Origin of the sequence: Streptomyces silvae (assembly GCF_016745505.1) — a bacterium.
GTDB lineage: Bacteria > Actinomycetota > Actinomycetes > Streptomycetales > Streptomycetaceae > Streptomyces > Streptomyces silvae.
Window position 1 is genome coordinate 42,191 of sequence record NZ_JAERUC010000023.1, and the last position, 19,908, is coordinate 62,098.

The 19,908-nt window shown below is 71.0% G+C and carries 17 protein-coding genes and 2 pseudogenes; 11 read left to right on the top strand and 8 right to left on the bottom strand.

The features are described from left to right. Positions 1–13: 13 nt before the first annotated feature. Positions 14–574: a G/U mismatch-specific DNA glycosylase gene (gene mug, locus JKV81_RS03850; RefSeq protein ID WP_129261033.1), complete on the top strand. Its 561-nt coding sequence runs from the start codon at positions 14–16 to the stop codon at positions 572–574. A 247-nt stretch (positions 575–821) separates the two neighbouring features. On the opposite strand, the gene JKV81_RS03855 is transcribed toward mug, so the two are convergent. The 3 genes from JKV81_RS03855 to JKV81_RS03865 all read right to left on the bottom strand — a co-directional run bounded on the left by JKV81_RS03855 (position 822) and on the right by JKV81_RS03865 (position 3,012). Then, the gene (locus JKV81_RS03855) at positions 822–1,265 is read right to left on the bottom strand and encodes a hypothetical protein (RefSeq protein ID WP_129261035.1); all 444 of its coding nucleotides are present in this window, start codon (positions 1,263–1,265) and stop codon (positions 822–824) included. A 62-nt stretch (positions 1,266–1,327) separates the two neighbouring features. Then, positions 1,328–2,071 carry an ABC transporter permease gene (locus JKV81_RS03860; RefSeq protein ID WP_129261037.1) on the bottom strand — a complete coding sequence of 248 codons (744 nt, stop codon included), beginning with the start codon at positions 2,069–2,071 and terminating at the stop codon, positions 1,328–1,330. Positions 2,072–2,076: 5 nt separating this feature from the next. Next, complete coding sequence (locus JKV81_RS03865) at positions 2,077–3,012, bottom strand: ABC transporter ATP-binding protein (RefSeq protein ID WP_202074912.1); 936 nt, start codon at positions 3,010–3,012, stop codon at positions 2,077–2,079. A gap of 107 nt (positions 3,013–3,119) precedes the next feature. Here JKV81_RS03865 and JKV81_RS03870 point away from each other — a divergent pair, with 107 nt between their 5' ends. Together JKV81_RS03870 and JKV81_RS03875 are read left to right on the top strand one after the other, a co-directional pair. Further along, a complete protein-coding gene (locus tag JKV81_RS03870) occupies positions 3,120–4,301 on the top strand; it encodes a sensor histidine kinase (protein ID WP_129261041.1) in 1,182 nt (393 codons plus the stop codon). Positions 4,302–4,305: 4 nt separating this feature from the next. After that, positions 4,306–4,956, top strand: coding sequence for a response regulator transcription factor (locus JKV81_RS03875; RefSeq protein WP_129261043.1), 651 nt, complete (start codon positions 4,306–4,308; stop codon positions 4,954–4,956). A gap of 59 nt (positions 4,957–5,015) precedes the next feature. Here the strand turns inward: JKV81_RS03875 and JKV81_RS03880 are convergent. Then, positions 5,016–5,501: pseudogene (locus JKV81_RS03880) on the bottom strand (helix-turn-helix domain-containing protein); the annotation flags it as partial. Positions 5,502–5,575: 74 nt separating this feature from the next. Between JKV81_RS03880 and JKV81_RS03885 the strand changes: the two are divergent. Together JKV81_RS03885 and JKV81_RS03890 are read left to right on the top strand one after the other, a co-directional pair. Beyond that, positions 5,576–5,953, top strand: a complete 378-nt coding sequence (locus JKV81_RS03885; protein WP_129261045.1) for a hypothetical protein — start codon at positions 5,576–5,578, stop codon at positions 5,951–5,953. A 271-nt stretch (positions 5,954–6,224) separates the two neighbouring features. Next, positions 6,225–7,382, top strand: a complete 1,158-nt coding sequence (locus JKV81_RS03890) for an ROK family transcriptional regulator (protein ID WP_129261047.1) — start codon at positions 6,225–6,227, stop codon at positions 7,380–7,382. 122 nt (positions 7,383–7,504) lie between these two features. On the opposite strand, the gene JKV81_RS03895 is transcribed toward JKV81_RS03890, so the two are convergent. Then, entirely contained in the window at positions 7,505–8,272 is a 768-nt protein-coding gene (locus JKV81_RS03895) for a GntR family transcriptional regulator (RefSeq protein ID WP_129261049.1), read from the bottom strand. A gap of 272 nt (positions 8,273–8,544) precedes the next feature. Then, complete coding sequence (gene sigJ / locus JKV81_RS03900; protein WP_129261051.1) at positions 8,545–9,429, bottom strand: RNA polymerase sigma factor SigJ; 885 nt, start codon at positions 9,427–9,429, stop codon at positions 8,545–8,547. 221 nt (positions 9,430–9,650) lie between these two features. On the opposite strand from sigJ, the gene JKV81_RS03905 reads away from it, so the two are divergent. Next, positions 9,651–10,517 (top strand): alpha/beta fold hydrolase, encoded by an 867-nt coding sequence (locus JKV81_RS03905; protein ID WP_129261053.1) that lies wholly within the window; start codon positions 9,651–9,653, stop codon positions 10,515–10,517. A 15-nt stretch (positions 10,518–10,532) separates the two neighbouring features. On the opposite strand, the pseudogene JKV81_RS03910 reads toward JKV81_RS03905, so the two are convergent. After that, positions 10,533–11,378, bottom strand: a pseudogene (locus tag JKV81_RS03910) (DMT family transporter); the annotation flags it as partial. 47 nt (positions 11,379–11,425) lie between these two features. On the opposite strand from JKV81_RS03910, the gene pdxR reads away from it, so the two are divergent. From pdxR to JKV81_RS03925, 3 genes are all read left to right on the top strand, one after another. Further along, a complete protein-coding gene (gene pdxR, locus JKV81_RS03915) occupies positions 11,426–12,985 on the top strand; it encodes a MocR-like pyridoxine biosynthesis transcription factor PdxR (protein WP_236055174.1) in 1,560 nt (519 codons plus the stop codon). A 280-nt stretch (positions 12,986–13,265) separates the two neighbouring features. Next, positions 13,266–14,846 (top strand): alkaline phosphatase D family protein, encoded by a 1,581-nt coding sequence (locus tag JKV81_RS03920; protein WP_202074913.1) that lies wholly within the window; start codon positions 13,266–13,268, stop codon positions 14,844–14,846. A 107-nt stretch (positions 14,847–14,953) separates the two neighbouring features. Further along, entirely contained in the window at positions 14,954–16,318 is a 1,365-nt protein-coding gene (locus JKV81_RS03925) for a GNAT family N-acetyltransferase (RefSeq protein ID WP_129266857.1), read from the top strand. Here JKV81_RS03925 and JKV81_RS03930 read toward each other — a convergent pair. Continuing rightward, positions 16,260–17,528 carry a trans-sulfuration enzyme family protein gene (locus tag JKV81_RS03930; protein ID WP_202074914.1) on the bottom strand — a complete coding sequence of 423 codons (1,269 nt, stop codon included), beginning with the start codon at positions 17,526–17,528 and terminating at the stop codon, positions 16,260–16,262. The genes JKV81_RS03925 and JKV81_RS03930 overlap by 59 nt on opposite strands. A 59-nt stretch (positions 17,529–17,587) precedes the next feature. On the opposite strand from JKV81_RS03930, the gene JKV81_RS03935 reads away from it, so the two are divergent. Next, complete coding sequence (locus JKV81_RS03935) at positions 17,588–18,115, top strand: Lrp/AsnC family transcriptional regulator (RefSeq protein ID WP_124278283.1); 528 nt, start codon at positions 17,588–17,590, stop codon at positions 18,113–18,115. Positions 18,116–18,185: 70 nt separating this feature from the next. Next, positions 18,186–19,874: a DUF885 domain-containing protein gene (locus JKV81_RS03940; RefSeq protein WP_129261061.1), complete on the top strand. Its 1,689-nt coding sequence runs from the start codon at positions 18,186–18,188 to the stop codon at positions 19,872–19,874. Positions 19,875–19,908: the final 34 nt, after the last annotated feature.

Here is a 19,908-nt window from a genome sequence, read left to right on the forward strand (position 1 = left end):
GCTCCCCCGTCGGATGAGCCCCGAAGAGCTACTGGCCGCCCGCGACCGCGTCGTACCCGACGTGGTCGCGGGCGGTCTGCGTGTGCTGTTCTGCGGAATCAACCCGAGCCTCATGACCGCCGCCACGGGGCACCATTTCGCCCATCCTGGCAACCGGTTCTGGCCGGTGCTGCACCGATCTGGCTTCACCTCGCGGCAGCTGAAACCGTCGGAACAAAATCAGCTCCTGGAACACGGCCTGGGCATCACCAATGTGGTGGCCAGAGCCACAGCACGGGCGGACGAGCTGGACGCGGAGGAATTCCGAGAAGGCGGAAGAGTGCTGGCGGCCAAGGTGGAGCAACTGGGCCCGCTCTGGCTGGCGGTCGTCGGAGTCACCGCCTACCGCACGGCCTTCGGCGACCGCCGTGCACAGATCGGACCGCAGGAGCGGACGATCGGCGGTGCCCGCGTCTGGGCGCTGCCCAACCCGAGCGGCCTGAACGCACACTGGACCGTGAGCACCATGGCGGAGGAGTACGCCCGTCTCTCGGCAGCGGTCGACGGGAGCGCCCCTCGACAGGCCCAGGCGTAGATCCTGGTCCGACACGTCGAAGACGAACTGACGAGCGGACGGTGTAGGGGCGACGTACTGGCGACCCACGGCCGACGGGCGCACGGGCGAAGCGCAGTACGGCGCGGCCCGCGGCCTGCGGGCGGAGTACGAACCTCCGCGGGCAAGATGACCATGCGGGCACGGGGAGGGCGGGCCCGAGGTGTGGGCGAGCCGGGCCAGACCGGCCGGCCTCCGCCCGGCATACGGTCGGCGTGCTGAGCGGCTCTCAGGGTGGGTCGATGACCGTGACCACCACGCCCAATTCGCAGCCCGGTCCGTCCTCCTCCAGGTAGAGCACTATTGCTATCCACCGGTCGTCCGCCCGCCAGAGCTGAAGATGCTCACAGCTCGCGACAGGCTCCGCCCAGGGTTCGTCGATCACCTCCCCCGCCATCATCCGTTCCTGGGCGCTCCACAGGCTTACCAGCTGCGGTTCTCCCCAGCGCAAGGTAAGCAGCGTGAGCAGAGCATCGTGCTCCGCCAGCCGTTGAGCCCGAAGTTCGAGGCGATCCGCTTCGTCCCCGTCCGCGTGGTCGTGGTCGTCCTCGCCGAGGAGGAGTGCCGTGTGGTAGCCAGGTCCGCTGATTCCCGAGCCCGACGGACCGCGCTCCGAGGGGAAGTCCTCGGTGCGCATCCCGTCGATGAGGCGGAGGTGATGTGCGGTGGTCATACCGTCAGTAAACCTCCCCGCACTGACACATGGAGTCTCGGCGGGTCTACCCCTCCTTCAACTCAGGCATCCCTTGTCCGGAGGGCCCACCAGCCGGCGAGCAGTGCGGCCCCGGCCCACGCGGCGGTCACCGCAAGGCCCGTCCACGGTCCGAGGCCCCCGGCCGGATTCTGATGGAGCACCGCTTGGCCTGCCTGGTCGGGCAGATACCTGGCGATGTCTCCGGCTACGTCCCCGACGACGAAGGAAACGATCAGCAGGAAGGGTATGAGTGTGCTGAGCACGGCAACGGCACTGCGCAGCACTGCCGTCAGACCTGCGGCGAACAAGGCGATGAGCGCGAGGTAGACACCGCCACCGAACGAGGCGCGGAGCGCCCCGGGGTCCCCCAGGCCTATCGCGTACTCCCCCATGAACATCTGCCCCACCAGGAAGGTGGCGAAGCTGGTGATCAGCCCCATGACGAGGGCGAGTCCGCCGACCACCGACACCTTCGCACCGTAGAGGAGGCCGCGTCGAGGAACCGCCGAGAGAGAGATGCGCAGAGCGCCGTTCAGGAACTCCGAGGACAGCGCTGTGGCCCCGAAGCATATGGCCGCGATCTGACCGAAATTCAGCGCGTAGAAGGCGGAGAACAAGGGCTCGTAGCCGGGGCTGTCGGCCTCCGCCTGCCCCACGGTGGCGAAGGCGAGCACCGTGACGGCGAGTGTGGCGGCGAATATCGCCATCAGTGAGAACGACACGGATCGTACTGATCTGATCTTGATCCATTCGGAGTGCAGTACCGCCGTCGTCGACGTGTTCACGAGGGTCAGGCCTCCTGGTGTGCGGTGGGCGATGAAGCGGCTGCGAACTGCGCTTCGTCCGTGGTGAGAGCGAGATACGCCTCTTCCAAGGTGGTGTGCAGCTCGGTGAGTTCGAGCAGGGGGATGCCTGACACAGCGGCTGCGGCGCCGACCTCTTCTGCCGTGGCCCCGTCGACGGTCCAGCGCCCGTCCTCCTCCTGCACCGGCAGGAACCCCCTGCGGATCAAGGCCTCGCGGAGCCGGGCAGCCTCGGTGGTACGGAACCGGACGCCGGGCCGGGTGCGGGAGTCGAGGAATTCCTGCATGGGCAGATCGGCGAGGAGCCGTCCCCTGCCGAGGACGATCAGGTGGTCGGCGAACGAGGAGGTCTCGTTCATCAAGTGGCTGGAGACCAGGACGGTGCGGCCCTCTCGTGCCATGCGGCGCATCAGCTCACGGATCCAGATGATGCCTTCCGGATCCAGCCCGTTCGACGGCTCGTCCAGCATCACCACATCCGGCTCGCCGAGCAGCGCCGCCGCGATTCCGAGACGTTGCCGCATGCCGAGGGAGAACGTCTTGATCCTCCGTCTCGCGACCGCAGCGAGCCCCGTGTCCTCCAGGACCTCGTCCGCCCTGGTGCCGGCTATACCGTTGCTCACCGCAAGCGCGAGCAAGTGGTCACGCGCGGTGCGTGCGCCGTGAGCTGCCTGGGCGTCGAGCAGGGCACCGACCCGACGCAGCGGATTCTCCAGCGAGGCGTACGGCACTCCGCCGAGGGTGGCACTGCCGGCTGTGGGCCGGTCCAGGCCGAGCACGAGCCGCATGGTGGTGGACTTGCCCGCGCCGTTGGGGCCGAGAAAGCCTGTCACGCGGCCGGGCCTCACACTGAACGTGAGCTGGTCGACGGCGCGTGTGGCCCCGTAGTCCTTGGTGAGTCCGTGGACGTCGATACTGGTCATGGGCCAAGCCTGGCTCCCGGCAACTGCCTGTGGCCTCCCCCGGCAGAGTGGTTGGTCTCCCTCGCTCGGGGGAGCCGCCCTTCGCCCCACGCTGAGACGATGACGGCATGCGCCACTTCCTCCGGCCGCTGGCCGCCCCCGTCACATACAGCCGCTGGCTGCATCTGCTCATCCCGGCGGCGGTCTTCAGCGTGTGGATGTTCATCGCCATCGACACTCCGTGGGTACCGATGCCCTTCGTCTTCGCTGTGCCGGCCGGGCTGCTGCCCTCGATCCGGCTCATGGAAGGGGTGCAGGCGCAGCTTCTCCTGACCCCCGGGGAGCGCGGCCGGGCGGACCCCTCGATCTCCGCCGCCCCCGCGGGCACATGGGCCGACCGCTGGCGCACCGTGGCCTGGTTGGAGGTCAGGCTGCTGCTCACCGCGGCGGCGGGCTTCGCCACCGTGTGGCTGCCGACCACGACGTTCGACCTCATCAGCGTCGCGGCCGGTGCGGATCCGGGCGTGAACTGGCTGACGGACTTTGTCGGTGTGCGGTGGCTGTGCGCGCTGCTCGCGCCTCTACCGATCCTGATATTGCTCGGATGGGTCATCCTCTGCGGTGAGGTGGCCACGGCTGCCGCGCGCGGGCTCCTGGGGCCGTCACCCACCGAGCGGTTGACCACCCTGGAAGAGCGCACCGAACAACTGCTGGAGCGCAATCGGATAGCGCGCGAGCTCCATGACTCGATCGGCCACGCGCTCACGATCGCGGTCATGCAGGCGGGCGCCGCCAGGACAGCGGGCAACCCGGAGTTCACGGCCCGCGCCCTGGCCGCCATCGAGGAGACGGGGCGCACCGCACTGGAGGATCTGGAGCGTGTCCTGAGCGTGCTGAGGGAATCGCCCGACCTTCCCGTCGGTGCGCGCCCCACGCTGGTGGAAGCCGACCGGCTGCTGGATTCCGCCCGCGGCTCCGGCGTGAAGATAGAGGTCGAAATGACCGGGCCACTGGACCTGGTCCCCGGCCCGGTCTCCCGCGAGGGCTACCGGATCCTCCAGGAGTCGCTCACCAATGTGCTGCGTCACGCCGGCGCCGTTCCCGTACGGGTGAGGATCGCCGTGGCGCAGGAAAGACTGGAGCTTGAAGTGACCAACCCCCTTGAGGCGTCCTCGCGTGGCCCGGGAAGCGGCAGCGGGCTGAGGGGTGTGCGGGAGCGGGCCGCCCTGCTGGGCGGGAGAGCCAGAACCGGCCCCCACGAAGGGGAATGGATCGTGTCAGCGACCCTCCCGCTCGACCACATACGCTGACCGGATGCCGGTTACCGTACTTCTGGTCGACGACGAACCTCTGGTGCGCGCAGGGCTCCGCGCGGTCCTGGAAGCGCAGGACGACATCGAGGTGGTGGGCGAGGCCGCCGACGGTGCGGCAGTCATCCCTCTGGTCCGCAGCCTCCGGCCCGATGTCGTGGCCATGGATGTGCGTATGCCGCTGATGGACGGCATCGAGGCGACCAGGGTGGTGCTGCGCACCGTTGCCGATCCGCCGAAGATCCTGGTGGTCACCACGTTCGAGAACGACGAGTACGTGTACGAGGCGCTGCGGGCCGGGGCGGACGGTTTTCTGCTCAAGCGGGCCCGGCCCGCGGAGATCGTCCATGCGGTGCGGCTGGTGGCGGAGGGTGAGTCACTGCTGTTCCCCGCCGCGGTCCGGCAACTCGCCGCGAACTACGGGACGAGCAAAGCGCGGGATGCAATGGAGCGGGCGGCGCTCACCGACCGCGAAGCGGCGGTACTCCGCCTGATGGCCCGGGGCCGTTCCAACGCGGAGATCGCCGCCGAGCTCGTCGTGGGGGTGGAGACCGTGAAGACACATGTCAGCGCGGTTCTCGCGAAGTTGGGGGCCAGGGATCGCACACAGGCGGTGATCGCGGCCTATGAGTCCGGCTTCGTCGCTCCCCGCTGACCGGGACCGCTCACCGGAAACGGAACTGGCTGAGCTGCCTTTCGCTCCGCGCTCAAATCCTCTTCCCATGCCTTGCAGTCGTCTCGGTTGCCGGGCAGGGGCCGGCCGACCACGACGACGAGGCGGGTGTCGGCGACGATGACGACCTGGTGGTTGGTGGAGTACCGGTAGTTCTTCGACTGCTCGGAGACGGCGTGGTCTCGGGTGCGCACCAGGGCGCCGTCCACGATCAGCACCGTGTCCTTCGCGAACCGCTTGCGAGGCTGGAAAGCGAGTATGGGGCCGAGGTGATCGACGATCCGGTCCGCCGTCGACTGGGAAACGCCGCATACAGGCGCCAGTTGGCGCATGGTCAGGTTAGTTCGCCCGTAGACCGCGACCTACAGCGCCCGGTCCTCCAGCAGCAGGCTCCACGGTCGGCCCCTTCGGGCCGCCTCCGCACCCTCGCGCCGCAGAACCGTCACAAGGTTCCCGAACTGCCGCGGATTCAGTCCGGTGGACGGGGCTGTCCACGAGGACTTCGACGCCGTGAGCACACCAGCCATGCGACAGATCATTTCAGTTGCCGACACGTCTCCCGCAACTGATCCTGGGCACCGGGCAAGCAAGGAGGAACAGGATGGGGCTCATGCTCTCCCCTCGAGACGACGACGTGACCAGTCCAGATGTCTCCTGGTCCTACACCGGCTTCAACATGTTCAGGGAGTGGCTGGCCGAGGCAGAGGGCTTCGCCCTTGCGGAGATGAACGGATTCGGTGGAAGCCGCATGTGGGGCAGCGTCGCCACCACGCTGACACCGCTACTCGACCATCCAGACGATGAAGGGGCTCTCACGCCTGCTCAATGCGCGGCCATGTTGCCCAGGCTCGAGGCAATCACATACGAGCCCCACGAGGAGGGAGACCCCGTCCACGAGCGGCGCGTCGACGATGTGCGCCAACTGGTCGCCGTCATGAAGTACTGCTTGGAGAAGGATGTCGAGCTCGTCTTCTGCTGACCACCGCCGCGGGCGCCACGGGCTGACTGCTGTCGGAGATGCCAGCAGTTACGGGACAGCGCTTAGGCCGCCCCTGCGCCGAAAACGGTTCCTGACCTAGGCTGCCCTCCACTCCGGAAAGGGTCGTGACCAAGACCGGAGACAGGGCCTGAGCGCAGCCCGGCGCCCCTCCGGAACCGGTTCCGGTTACCGCTCTCCGGGTGCTGGTCGCCGAGGTCGGGGCCAGCGAGTACCATCCGGCAGACATGGGCACGACCTGGGAGGACACACGGTGGGCCGGCTGACCGGTGGGGACCCGTCTCTGCTGCGGAGGATCAATTCCGCGGTGGTGCTGCACGCCCTGCGAGGGGCGGATCTGCCCACGCTCACGGACCTGACCCGGATCACCGGTCTGTCGCGTCCCACGGTCGAAGGTGTCGTGGAGGGACTCATCGGGGCGGGCCTGGTGGTGGAGGCTCAGCCCGACGACAGCGGGGCCCGGCGCCAGGGACGGCCGGCCCGGAGGTTCAGGTTCCGCGCGGAGGCCGGGTACCTGCTGGGCATCGAGATCGGACCGCACCGGGTCTCGGCCCTGCTGTCCGGGCTGGACGGCCGCATCGTCGGAGCAGGTTCACGGGATGTCTCCGAGACCGCGTGCGCGGATGACAGGCTCGACCAGGTCAGAGGCATGATCGCCGATGTGCTGCGGCGCGCCGGGGTGCAGCGGAGCAGCCTGCGGGCGGTCGGGGTCGGCAGCCCCGGCATCGTGGAGGCCGACGGCACGGTGCGGCTGGGCACGGCGCTGCCGGACTGGACCGGCCTCGCGCTCGGCGAAAGGCTCCGGCGCTCCTTCCGGTGCCCCGTCCTGGTGGAGAACGACGCCAACGCCGCTGCGGTCGCGGAACATTGGAAGGGCGCCGCGACCGACTCCGATGACATCGTCTTCGTCCTGGCGGGCCTGAGCCCAGGTGCCGGGTCGCTGATCGGCGGCCGTCTGCACCGCGGGTTCGGCGGCGCCGCCGGGGAGATCGGCGCGCTGCATCTCCTCGGCCGCGATGTCACACCGGAACACCTGCTCTCCACGACGGACACCCCGCTGGACCCTCTGGACGAGCACGCCGTCGCCGCGGTCTTCGCCAAGGCCAAGCATGGCGACGCCGGGGCGCAGGCAGCCGTCGCCCGGTTCATACAGCGGCTCGTGCACGATGTCGCGGCCCTGGTGCTGGCGCTCGATCCCGAGCTCGTGGTGATCGGCGGATGGGCGGCCGGGCTGGACGGGGTCCTCGATCCGCTCCGCAGTGAGCTCGCCCGCTACTGTCTGCGGCCGCCCCGGGTGGCTCTGTCGCTCCTCGGAGAGGCGGCCGTCGCCACCGGCGCGCTGCGGCTGGCGCTGGACCACGTCGAGGAACAGCTCTTCGCCGTGGACGGCACGGTGACGGCCCGCCGCTGAGAGCGACGGGCCGTGAAGACCAGGCTGTGAAACACCAGGCGGTAATGCACCAAGCCGTAATGCCCCGGCCGTAAAGACCGGGAGACGGGGGTCTCAGGAGCTTGGAGACCTGCCTCGGGGGTTCAGGAGGCCTTGCGCTCCTGATCGTCGTGGCTGATCTCCAGCGCGCCGGAATCCCCGAAGGTGAGCCGGCAGGTGTCGGCCCTGTATGTGGCGATGGAGACCGCCGCGGTGCCGGCGGTGGCGAGGTACCGGGTGGTGACCACGAGGACAGGGGCCCCGGGGAGCCGGTCGAGTTCCTTCGCGTCGTCCGCGCGGGCCGAGCCGAGTTCGACCGAGCGGTCCTGACCGTCCAGGTCGAGACGGTGCAGTTCCCGCAGGACACTGCGCGCCCGCGCGGGTCCGGACGACGCCTCGATGGCGGAGAGTTCGGGCACGGACGACGTCGGGACGTACAGGAGTTCAGCCGCGACAGCCTGGCCCTGGGCAACACGGATGCGGCGCACCACGTGCACGGACTCGCCGGTCTCCGTGCCGAGCAGCGCGGTGACCGCGGCCGGAGCGGTGTCGACGGTGCACTCGACGGGCTGCCATGCCTGGTCGGTGTCGCCTCCCACCCAGCCGTGCTGTGCGGTGGCGACGGCCACGCCCACCCGGGGCGGGGCGACGGTCGTGCCCACGCCACGGCGTCGCTGGAGCCGTCCTTCGAGTTCGAGCTGCTCCAGCGCCTGGCGGAGCGTGGCCCGGGCGACACCGAAGCGCGCAGCGAGGTCCCGCTCGTTGGGCAGAACCTCTCCGACCGCGAAGTCCGAGTCGAGTGCCTCACTGAGCACGGTCTTGAGGTGCCAGTACTTCGGCTCCTGCACCGATTCCAGCTGCGTGGTCCCCACCCTGTCCTCCGCATCCGCCGGTGGCTTGTTTTCCGCGACGTTATTTATTAAAGGTTCCTGCCTTATCGTTCAGACCTTAGGGCGGCGAACCACCTTGGTCAAGACCAATCCTCGTCCGTCACGCAGCGGAACGACGTCCTGCCGCAGAGCGTTCACGGGACGTTCGCGTGGCTGTGAGCCACGGCAACACGAAGCCCCACGGCCGGTGCCGACCGTGGGGCTCGAGGAGCGGAGAAGCGGGGAGTCGGGAGGCAGGGGCGGGCGGAGAGGCCCTAACCCACGTGCAGACCGGCCAGCTTGTCCGGGTTGCGGTGGATGTAGAGGCAGCGGATCACGCCGTCGCCGACCTCCGCCTGGAAGACCGCGTCCACCACGCCGTCCACGCTGAACACCAGGGCGGAGCCGCCGTTGAGCTCCGCGATCCTCACCTCCATACCGGGCGACCGCTCACCACTCACCGCGAGGAGGAAGCGGCCAACCTTGTCGGCGGTCTCGATGATCCGCCTCGGCGCCTTCGCCTTGCCCCCGCTGTCGCTGACGAGACGCACGTCGGGCGCCAGCAGGGCGAGCAGTTGCTCCAGGTCGCCGCCCGAAGCGGCCACCAGGAAGCGCTCGGTGAGATCGCGCTGCACCACCGGATCCACGTCGTACCGAGGCTTGCGCTCCTCCACATGACGCTTGGCCCGGCCGGCGAGCTGCCGTACCGCCGCCTCGGACCGGTCCAGGGCGGCGCCGATCTCCGCGTACGGGAAGCCGAAGGCCTCGCGCAGGACGAAGACGGCGCGCTCCAGCGGGGAGAGGGTTTCCAGGACGACCAGTACGGCGAGGGACACGGAGTCGGCGAGCACCGCGCGCTCCGCGGAGTCGGGGACGGCCGGGCCGAATTCGGTGACCACGGGTTCGGGCAGCCACGGTCCCACGTACGCCTCGCGCCGGGACTTCAGGTGGCGTAGCCGGTCGATGGCCAGACGGGTGGTGATCCGTACGAGAAAGGCCCGGGGCTCCCGCACGTCCTCGCGCTCCTCCGAAGACCAGCGCAGCCAGGCCTCCTGCACGACGTCCTCGGCGTCGGCGACGCGGCCGAGCATGCGGTAGGCGACCCCGGTGAGGACGGGCCGGTGTTCTTCGAAGAGATCGGTCACGGTGTCGGCAGTCACTTTTCCATCCCAGCCGACGCGCCTGAGGGTGTCCAGCCGGAATCGCGCTCGCCCCTCACCCCCCTTGAACAAGAGGCTACCCGGCGGTAATCATGGGTGCCTGGAGCTGACGGGGCTTGCCGAGGCGTCTCGTTCCGTCCCCGTCCGCCCCTCCGCCCGTCCGCCCGTCAGCCCGTCCGTCCGGCAGCCCGTCCGTCCGGCAGGACCGTCCGAGGAGCAGCATGGCCACCACGGTTTCGTTCGCAGTCGGCTCTCCCACCGGACCTCGTACGGTCGATGTGTCGTACGAGCGGACCGGTTCGGGCGAACCGCTGTTGCTGCTGCACGGCATAGGCCACCACCGTCAGGCCTGGGACCCGGTCCTGCGCATTCTGGCGCTCGAACGGGACGTCATAGCGGTGGACCTGCCCGGTTTCGGCGCGTCACCGGCGCTGCCGGAGGGGCTCACCCATGATCTGGGGACCATGGTTCCGGTGCTCGGCTCGTTCTTCGACGCGCTCGGCGTCGTACGGCCGCATGTGGCGGGCAACTCCCTGGGAGGCCTGCTGGCACTGGAGTTGGGACGTGAACGGCTCGTACGTTCGGTGACGGCGCTCTCCCCCGCCGGATTCTGGACACAGGGCGAACGCCGCTACGCCTTCGGGGTGCTGCGGGCGATGCGCGGAGCGGCGCTCTCGATGCCGATGCCGGTGATCGAACGGCTCTCACGGAGCGCACCGGGGCGGACGGCGCTGACCAGCACCATCTACGCGCGCCCCGGGCGCCGTTCACCCGGCGCGGTCGTGTCGGAGACGGTCGCCCTGCGCGAGGCCACCGGCTTCGGGGAGACTCTCCACGCGGGCCGAGCGGTGGAGTTCACCCACGACGTACCGGACGTCCCCGTCAGCATCGCCTGGGGCAGCAAGGACCGCCTGCTCCTGCCCCGGCAGGGCGTCAGGGCCAAGCGGGCGATACCGGGAGCGCGACTCGTCCGCCTTCCCGGCTGCGGCCATGTCCCGATGAACGACGACCCCGCCGCCGTTGCGCGCGTGATCCTGGACACGAGCCGCCGCCCCGCCGCTGCCTCGGCTACGGCGCAGTACGCCTGAGCCCAGTGCCACCCCCAGGCCGACCAGAAGGCTTCCCACGCCCTGGCTCACCCCGTACGTCCCCGTGCCGGCCAGTGGTGCGGTGAGCGCGGCCGATACGGGGATCAGCCCGGAGAAGAGGGTGGCGCGCTCGGCCCCGATGCGCCGCATCCCGCTGTACCAGCACACGAAGCCGATGACGGTGACCACGGCCGCCTGCCAGAGCAGCGCGAGGGTCTCCTCCGCTGTGGGCACCCGCAGGAAGCCGCCGCCGTCGAGCAGGACGCCGAGCAGCACGGATTCCGCGGAGGCCACGGCGCACACGGTCGCGGACAGCAGTTTCGGGCCGAGCGGGCGCAGCACCGGCACGGCGAGGACCGCGAAGCCGACCTCCCCGCCCAGCGCGCCCACCGAGTAGAGGACACCTGCAAGGTCGGTACGGCCCCAGCCCTGCACGGTGAACGCGCCGAGGGCCACGAGACCGGCCGCGTACAGGACGGCCCGGGTGGGGCGGCGCCCTTCCAGCGCGGGCACGAGGACGCCGACGACGATGGGGGCGCAGCCGACGAGCACGCCCGGTACCGCGGGTTCCGCCGTGCGTTCCGCGGCCAGGACCGCCAGGTTGAAGCCGACCATCCCGATGGCGGAGAGGGCGGCCAGGCGGCCCCACTGCCGCCGGGTGAGGGCCCTCAGAGCGGCGGCGGGCCGGGGGCCACCGGAGCGCAGGAGTGGCAGGAGGAGCAGGGCGGCCAGTCCGTACCGCAGGGCCTGGCCGCCCGCGTACGGGTAGTCGCCGAGGACACTGTTCGCCGTGAAGGAGGCGCCCACGAGGGTGCAGGCGAAGGCCGCGAGAAGGGCTCCGCGCAAGGGAGTTGCGTTCATGAGGGCGACGCTAGGCCGGTGACCGGTCCCGTTTAAGGTCCACTTCCATGACGTCTTCGGGGACCAATCCGACCGACCCGCCACCCGGGCCGCCGACCACCTCGCCACCCGGCCGAGCGCCCGGTCCGGCCTCGCGTGACGGCAGGGCTCACGGCAGCAGCGCTGACGACAGGGCTGACGACAGCGTTGACCGGAACGGCAACAGCACCGGGACCGCTTCCGCCGCCTGGGAACTCCTGCTTCCGGCTGCCTCCGCCCCCGCCCGCCGGCGAGGACGCGCGCTCCAGTCGGCCCTGCGCGACGCCGTGCGTTCGGGACGGCTCCCGGCCGGGACCCGCCTGCCCGCCAGCCGGGAACTCGCCGCCGATCTCGGGGTGTCACGGGGCTTGGTGACGGAGGCGTACGAGCAGCTGACGGCGGAGAGTTACCTCCGCGCCGGACGGGGCTCGGGCACCTGGGTGAGCGGTGCGGTGCGCCCCGCCGCCCGGGGGGCGCGGGATCTGTCACCGCGTGCGCCGGGCGCGCAGGTGGACTTCCGGCCGGGCACCCCGGACCTCGCGCTCTTCCCCCGGGCTGCCTGGGCCGCGACCCACCGGACGGTCCTGGACCGGCTGCCGCACAGCTCCCTCGGTTACCCGGATCCGCGCGGTCTGCCGGAGCTGCGCGTGGCGCTGGCGTCCCTGCTCACCAGGCGCCGCGGTGTCGTGGCCGATCCTGAGCGGCTGGTGGTGTGTTCGGGGGTGGCCCAGGCGACGACCCTGCTGGGTTTCGTGCTGCGCGAGCGTGGCGCCGTATCGGTCGGTGTCGAGGACCCCGGAAGCCCGGAGCACGCCTCGCTGTTCGCGTCCACCGGTCTGACGACGGTCCCGCTGCCGCTCGACGACGGAGGGCTGGCCGTCGGACCGCTGTCGCGCTCCGGCGTGCGCGCCGTGGTCACGACCCCGGCCCACCAGTTCCCCACCGGCATCGCGTACTCCTCCGAGCGGCGCGGGGAGCTGCTCGACTGGGCCCGGCGCACCTCCGGAGTGATCATGGAGGACGACTACGACGGCGATTTCCGCTACGACAGGGCGCCGGTCGGGGCGCTGCAGGGGCTGGACCCGGAGCACGTCGTGTACACCGGCTCGGTCAGCAAGTCCCTCGCCCCCGGGCTGCGGCTCGGCTGGCTCATCGCTCCCGCGTCGATGACCGACGACATCGTCGCCCGCAAACGCACGATGGACCTCGGCAACCCGTCGGTGGACCAGGCGGTGCTGGCGGACTTCGTCGCCGGCGGCGGCTACGACCGGCAGCTGCGCCGCTGCCAGCGTGCCTACCGGGAGCGCCGCGACGCGATGACGGGAGCGCTGGACGCGCACTTCCCCGGAACGGAGGTCAGCGGGATCGCCGCGGGTCTGCACATCATCGCCCGGCTGCCCGAACGGTTCGGCCCGCAGGACGAGTTCCTGCGCCGGGCCTCGGCCGCCGGGATCGCCCTGCGCCCGCTGAGCGACTGCACGGCGGGCGGGGCGCAGGACGGGACGGTCCGGCTGGTGCTCGGTTACGCGCATCTGGCGCCCGCCGCCATCGGGAACGGCGTCCGTCTGCTCGCCGAAGCGACCCGTTGACGCCCCGAAGCACGGCACGGCCCACAGCACACAGCGCGTCACGGAGCGCGTCACGGAGCACGACCTGAAGCAAGACCCCAGGTACGACGGCTGAAGGGCGGCCCAGGCAGCCGAGGCCCGCAGGGGGCGGGCCCACCGGCTGTTCATCTCCGGTTGGCGTGCCCGCCGCCGCCGGCGACTAGGCATGGGTCTGCAGTCGGCCCGTACGACCCCGCCCGCCTGCTGCCGGCCGTACGTACCCGCCGTCCCGGCAGCCGCTCCCGCCCCTGGAGGCGCATCGATGTCGAACCGCCCGTCCGTCCCGGCCCCCGGCCGCCGCACCGTCCTGCGCGGCTCGCTCCTGGCGTCGGCCGCGGTCACCGTGCCCGTGGCGGTCACCGCCGCCCCGGCGTTCGCCCTGTCGGGCCGGCCGAGCGCGTCCTGGGGCGTGCAGGTCGGCGATGTCACGGCGTCGTCGGCCCTGGTGTGGGTACGTTCGGACCGCCCCGCCCGGATGGTGGTGGAGACCTCCGCCACGGAGTCCTTCCGCCGGTCCCGGACCTGGCACGGCCCGCTGATCGGCGCCCGTACGGACTTCACCGGGACGACCCCGCTGTACGGGCTGGTGGCCGGCGAGCAGGTGCACTATCGCGTCACGCTCGCGGACCCGCACGACCCCCGCCGCACCGGCAAGCCCGTGTACGGGACCTTCCGCACGGCTCCCGCCCGCCGCCGTGACGGCGTGCGGTTCCTCTGGTCCGGGGACATCGCGGGACAGGGCTGGGGCATCAACCCCGACATCGGCGGCTACCGGGTGTACGACGAGATGCGCCGCCTGGACCCCGACTTCTTCCTCTGCAGCGGCGACAACATCTACGCGGACGGGGTGCTGGAGCCCAGCGTGACGCTGCCCGACGGACGGGTCTGGCGCAACATCACGACCGTGGAGAAGTCGAAGGTCGCCGAGACCCTGGACGAGTACCGGGGGAACTTCCGGTACAACCTGCTCGACGACAACCTCCGGGCGTTCAACGCGCAGGTCCCCTCCGTCATCCAGTGGGACGACCACGAGGTGCGCAACAACTGGTACCCGGGGCAGATCCTCGACGACGTCCGCTACACCGAGAAGAACGTGGACCTCCTCGCGGCGCGTTCGATGCGGGCATTCCGCGAGTACTTCCCCGTGCCGACGCTCCAGGCGTCGCCGGCCGAGCGGCGCATGCACCGCGTCGTACGTCACGGTCCGCTGCTCGATCTCTTCGTGCTGGACATGCGGTCCTTCCGCAACGCCAACTCCCCCGGCCGGCAGCCCGACGACACCACCGGCATCCTCGGTGCCGAGCAGCTGAGCTGGCTCAAGCGGGAACTGTCGCGGTCGCGCGCCGTGTGGAAGGTGATCGCCGCCGACATGCCGCTGGGGCTGGTGGTCCCGGACGGTGCCACGGACTTCGAGGCGGTGGCCCAGGGCGACCCGGGCGCACCGCTGGGCCGTGAGCTGCAGATCGCCGAGCTGCTGCGGCACATCAAACACCGGGGGATCACCGGTACCGTCTGGCTGACGGCGGACGTGCACTACACCTCCGCCCAGCACTACGCCCCCGAGCGCGCGGCCTTCAAGGACTTCGCGCCGTTCTGGGAGTTCGTGTCGGGCCCGCTGGCCGCGGGCAGCTTCCCCGCCAACGCGCTGGACGGCACGTTCGGCCCCGACCGGGTCTTCGTCCGGGCACCGGACCGGGAGAACGTGTCCCCCATGGAGCAGCCGCAGTTCTTCGGAGAGGTGGACATCGACGGAGAGAGCGGCGAGCTGACCGTACGGCTCCGGGCGCAGGGTGGCACGGTCCTGTTCAGCAAGGTGCTCCAGCCGGGGCGCACCGGCCAGTGATCCATGAGATAACGCCCTGAAGGCGACCAGATCCACACGTAACCCATCAGTCACAATGCGTTCGTGATCAGGCAACACCGTTCGGTCACAGTGAATACATGACTGATGTGACATCCGCGAAGAGTGCCCGCCGCCCCCACCACTGGCGGCGGGACCTGATCGAGCTGGCCGCCCTGTTCACGGCCGTGGCCGTGGCCGACGCGATCGCGAATCTGATCGGGCACCAGCCCGACGGCCCTTATCTGCTCATGGCCTCGGCCGTGGCCCTGGTGGCCACGGCCGCGTTCCACACATGGTGGGCACGACGGCACAGCCACGCACCGCCGCCGGGCACCGATACCGGCACAGGTCCGGAGGCGCCCTCGGCCGGCACCGAGGAAACCTCCGGCACCGTGCTGTGGCGGATGCGGACGACCGTACGGGACGCCCCCGGCACCCTGGCCGCCCTCTGCATCGCCCTGGCACGGCACCGGATCGACATCCTGACCCTGCAGACCCACCCGCTGGCCGAGGGCACCGTCGACGAGTTCCTGCTGCGGGCGCCGGCGGCGCTGCCGGCCCAGCAGCTCACCCGGGAGATCTCCGCCGCCGGTGGTTCGGCCACCTGGATCGAGCGGGCGGACGCCCATGACCTGGTGGACACGCCCACCCGGGTCCTCGGCCTCGCGACCCGCACGGCCCTGGACGCGGCCGAGCTCCCCCTGGCCCTGCGTCAGCTCCTGGGCCGGTGCACCATCCACTCGCTGCCCGCCCTGTCGATCACGGGCCGCCCCACCGGGGAGAGCGCACCGGTCGAGGGTGTCCTGGAGGACACCGTGATGCGGCTGCGCGACCCCTCGGGCGGTGTCATCACCGTCGAGCGCCCCTACCTCCCCTTCACCCCGACGGAGTTCGCCCGCGCCCGGGCCCTCGTCGAGCTCGACGCGCGGCTCGGCCCGCGTGTGCCCCGCAGCGAGGACGTCCTCACCCTGCCGGAGGGCAACGAGATCACCGTGCGCCGCGCGGACGGCGACGACCGTGACGCGGCCCTCGCCATGCACGGCCGCTGCTCCGAGCAGACCCTCGGCCTGCGCTACCACGGTCCGGTGCGGGACGCCGACCGGTATCTGGACCACCTCCTGAGCCCTCGTTTCGGCCGTACGCTCGCCGTGCAGACGGCCTCCGGGCGGCTCGTGGCGCTCGGCCATCTGCTCTGGGACGGGGACGAGACCGAGGTCGCCCTCCTCGTCGAGGACGACTGGCAGCGCCGGGGCATCGGTTCCGAACTCCTCGGCCGGCTGGTGGCCCTGGCCGTCGAGGCGGGCTGCGAGAGCGTCTACGCGGTGACCCAGGCCCACAACACGGGGATGGTGGCCGCCATGCGGGCGCTCTCGCTGCCCCTCGACTACCAGATCGAGGAAGGCACCCTGGTCATCACCGCGCGGCTGGCCGCGGCTCCGGCGCAGCAGCTCGCGCCTCGGGCCGACCAGTAGGACGGGTCCCGGGCTCGGCGACGGCCCGCGCCTGTGGCGCGGCTGCGCTTCCGTCTCCGAGCGCCTGGCACAGGTCCGCCCAGAGGTCCTCGACGTCCTCGAGGCCGACCGACATACGCAGCAGACGGTCACCGACGCCGGCGGCCCTCCGGTCTCCCTCACCCACGATGCGGTGGCTGATGGAGGCCGGATGCTGGATGAGGGTGTCCACGCTGCCCAGGCTCACGGCGGGCGTGATCAGCCCGACCCCCGCGATGATCCTGTGGGGATCCCCGAACACCTCGAAGGACACCATCGCGCCGCCCACCTCCGGGTAGTGCACGCGGGCGACGCGGGGGTCGGCCGAGAGCCTGCGGGCCAGTTCCGCGGCGGAGGCCGAGGCGGCCCGTACGCGTACGGGCAAGGTGGAGAGACCGCGCAGCAGCAGATAGCCGGCCATGGGGTGCAGCACGCCTCCGGTGGCGAAGCGCACCTGCCGCAGGGTCGCGGCGAACTCCTCGTCGCAGGCGACGACCCCGCCCATCACATCGCCGTGACCGCCGAGGTACTTGGTGGCGCTGTGCAGCACGATCCGCGCCCCCTCCTCGATCGGCCGCTGCAGCACGGGGGTGGCGAAGGTGTTGTCGACGAGGAGCGGCACCGAGCCGCAGGAGTGCGCCACTGCCCGGATGTCGATCTCGGCGAGGGTGGGGTTGGCGGGCGTCTCGACCATGACCAGACCGGTGTCCGGGCGGATCGCGTCGGCGATGCCCGCCGGATCCGTCCAGGTCACCTCGGTGCCCAGCAGTCCGGCGCCCAGGAGGTGATCGCTGCAGCCGTAGAGCGGGCGCACCGCGACGACATGGCGCAGCCCCAGGCTCGCGCGGGCCAGCAGCACGGCGGTCAGCGCCGCCATCCCGCTGGCGAAGGCGACCGCGTCGTCGGCACCCTCAAGCCGGGCCAGTGCCGTCTCGAAGCGGCCCGTCGTCGGGTTGTCGAGCCGTGCGTACACGGGCGGGCCGTCGGGCCGGGCCCCGGTGGCGGCGAAGGCGTCGATGCGCGCGGCCTCGCCCCGGGAGTCGTACGAGGGATAGGTGGTGGAGAGATCGATGGGCGCGGCGTGCAGGCCGAGGGAGGCGAGATCGTCGCGTCCGGCGTGCACGGCTTCGGTGGCGAGTGCCCTGGACCGGAAGGAGGGCTGGGGTGTCAGCGAGGAGGCTTCGGTGTCCATGTCACCAGCCTGAACAGGAACCGGCCCAGGGTGCCGATCGGCCGTGCTACGTTCGCCGGATGTCTGAATCCGTCGTTCTCGATCCGGTTGATCTGCACATTCTGCGTCTCCTGCAGAACGATGCGCGGACGACGTACCGGGAGCTCGCCGCAGAGGTCGGAGTGGCCCCGTCCACCTGTCTGGACCGGGTGGCGCGGCTGCGCCGGTCCGGTGTGATCCTCGGGCACCGGCTGCGGCTCGATCCCGCCCGGCTCGGCCGTGGCCTGGAGGCGCTGCTGCTGGTCCAGGTCCGCCCGCACCGCAGGGAGCTGATCGGCCCGTTCGTCGAGCGGATCAGGGCCCTGCCGGAGTCCCGGGCGTTCTTCCACCTCACCGGGCCCGACGACTATCTGGTGCATGTGGCCGTGGCCGACCCGACGGACCTCCAGCGCCTGGTGCTGGACGAGTTCACCTCACGCCGCGAGGTGGCCCGGGTGGAGACCCGGCTCATCTTCCAGCAGTGGGAATGCGGCCCGCTGATGCCGCCCGGGGCGGGCGGGGGCGGTCCTGCCGTCACCTCGGAGCGCCCCGGCACGTCCGCGCCATGAAGGATCTTCCTCCGGCCGAAGTCCTGTTCCCCCGTGACGGGGAGCCCTTCGCCGTACGAGGATGTCCCACATGTCAGACACATCGAGCAGCGCACTGCCGCGCCAGGTCGCCGACGCCTACGTCGACGCGTACATCGAACTCGACCCGATCACAGGCACTTATCTCGGTGTCGCGGAAAGCTCCCGCCGGCTGCCCGATTTCTCGCCCGCCGGCCAGGACGCCATGGCCGGGCTCATCCGCAGCACCCTCGTGGAACTCGACGCCGCCGAGCAGGTGCCCGGGGCGGACGCCGACGAGGAGCGGCGCTGCGCCCGTCTCCTGAGGGAACGCCTGACCGCCGAACTCGCCGTCCACGAGGCCGAGGAGGGGCTGCGGGCCGTATCCAACATCCACTCCCCGGCGCACAGCCTCCGCGACGTCTTCTCGGCGACGCCGACGGCCACGGACGAGGACTGGGCCGCGGTCGCGGACCGGCTGCGGGCGGTTCCCGCGGCTCTGGAGGGCTACCGCGCCTCGCTCGCCCTCGGTCTGGAGCGCAAGCTGTACGGCGGCCCCCGCCCGACGGCGACGTTCATCGGCCAGCTGGGCACCTGGGCCGGGGAGGGCGACGGCCCCGGCTTCTTCCAGGACTTCGTGACCGAGGGACCCGCCTCGCTGCGCCCTGAGCTGGACGAGGCGGCCGGCCAGGCCGCCGCCGCTCTGGTCACGCTGCGGGACTGGATGAGGGACGTGTACGCCCCCGCCGTCGAGGGAGCCCCCGACACGGTGGGCCGGGAGCGTTACGCCCGCTGGGCACGCCAGTTCAACGGCACGGACCTGGATCTGGACGAGGCGTACGCGTACGGCTGGTCCGAATACCACCGGCTGCTGGCCGAGATGAAGACCGAGGCGGACAAGATCCTTCCGGGCGCGGGCCCGTGGGAGGCGCTCGCCCACCTGGATGTGCACGGGAAGCACATCGAGGGCGTGGACGAGGTCCGGGTCTGGCTGCAGAGCCTGATGGACGAGGCCATCGAGGCGCTCGACGGCACCCACTTCGAACTCGCCGAGCGGGTACGGAAGGTGGAGTCCAGGATCGCGCCCGCGGGCGGTGCCGCCGCTCCGTACTACACCGGGCCCTCGGAGGACTTCTCACGGCCGGGCCGCACCTGGCTGCCCACCATGGGCGAGACCCGCTTCCCCGTCTACGACCTGGTGTCCACCTGGTACCACGAGGGTGTGCCGGGCCACCACCTGCAGATCGCGCAGTGGACGCACGTCGCCGAGAACCTCTCCCGCTACCAGGCGTCGGTCGGCCAGGTCAGCGCCAACGCGGAGGGCTGGGCGCTGTACGCCGAGCGGCTCATGGACGAGCTGGGCTTCCTGCCGGACGCCGAGCGCCGCTTGGGCTACCTGGACGCGCAGATGATGCGTGCCTGCCGGGTGATCGTCGACATCGGCATGCACCTGGAGCTGGAGATCCCCGGTGACTCCCCGTTCCACCCGGGTGAGCGGTGGACGCCCGCCCTGGCCGAGGAGTTCTTCGGCAGCCACAGCGGGCGGCCCGCCGACTTCGTGGAGAGCGAGCTGACCCGCTATCTGTCGATGCCCGGGCAGGCCATCGGCTACAAGCTGGGCGAGCGTGCCTGGCTGCTCGGCCGGGAGAACGCGCGGAAGGCCCACGGCGACGCGTTCGACCTCAAGGCCTGGCACATGGCTGCCCTGTCGCAGGGGTCGCTCGGCCTGGACGACCTGGTGGACGAGTTGTCCAAGCTCTGATCCCGGGTGGTGCGGGGGCCGGTGCCCGGCCCCC

Bases quoted from the DNA above. Each gene is read 5' to 3' on its own strand.
- JKV81_RS03920 (WP_202074913.1), top strand. From the start codon at position 13,266: ATGTCGAACCGCCCGTCCGTCCCGGCCCCCGGCCGCCGCACCGTCCTG.
- JKV81_RS03855 (WP_129261035.1), bottom strand. From the start codon at position 1,265: ATGACCACCGCACATCACCTCCGCCTCATCGACGGGATGCGCACCGAG.
- JKV81_RS03870 (WP_129261041.1), top strand. From the start codon at position 3,120: ATGCGCCACTTCCTCCGGCCGCTGGCCGCCCCCGTCACATACAGCCGC.
- JKV81_RS03905 (WP_129261053.1), top strand. From the start codon at position 9,651: ATGGCCACCACGGTTTCGTTCGCAGTCGGCTCTCCCACCGGACCTCGT.
- JKV81_RS03885 (WP_129261045.1), top strand. From the start codon at position 5,576: ATGGGGCTCATGCTCTCCCCTCGAGACGACGACGTGACCAGTCCAGAT.
- pdxR (WP_236055174.1), top strand. From the start codon at position 11,426: ATGACGTCTTCGGGGACCAATCCGACCGACCCGCCACCCGGGCCGCCG.
- mug (WP_129261033.1), top strand. From the start codon at position 14: ATGAGCCCCGAAGAGCTACTGGCCGCCCGCGACCGCGTCGTACCCGAC.
- JKV81_RS03930 (WP_202074914.1), bottom strand. From the start codon at position 17,528: ATGGACACCGAAGCCTCCTCGCTGACACCCCAGCCCTCCTTCCGGTCC.
- JKV81_RS03935 (WP_124278283.1), top strand. From the start codon at position 17,588: ATGTCTGAATCCGTCGTTCTCGATCCGGTTGATCTGCACATTCTGCGT.
- JKV81_RS03940 (WP_129261061.1), top strand. From the start codon at position 18,186: ATGTCAGACACATCGAGCAGCGCACTGCCGCGCCAGGTCGCCGACGCC.
- JKV81_RS03875 (WP_129261043.1), top strand. From the start codon at position 4,306: ATGCCGGTTACCGTACTTCTGGTCGACGACGAACCTCTGGTGCGCGCA.
- JKV81_RS03865 (WP_202074912.1), bottom strand. From the start codon at position 3,012: ATGACCAGTATCGACGTCCACGGACTCACCAAGGACTACGGGGCCACA.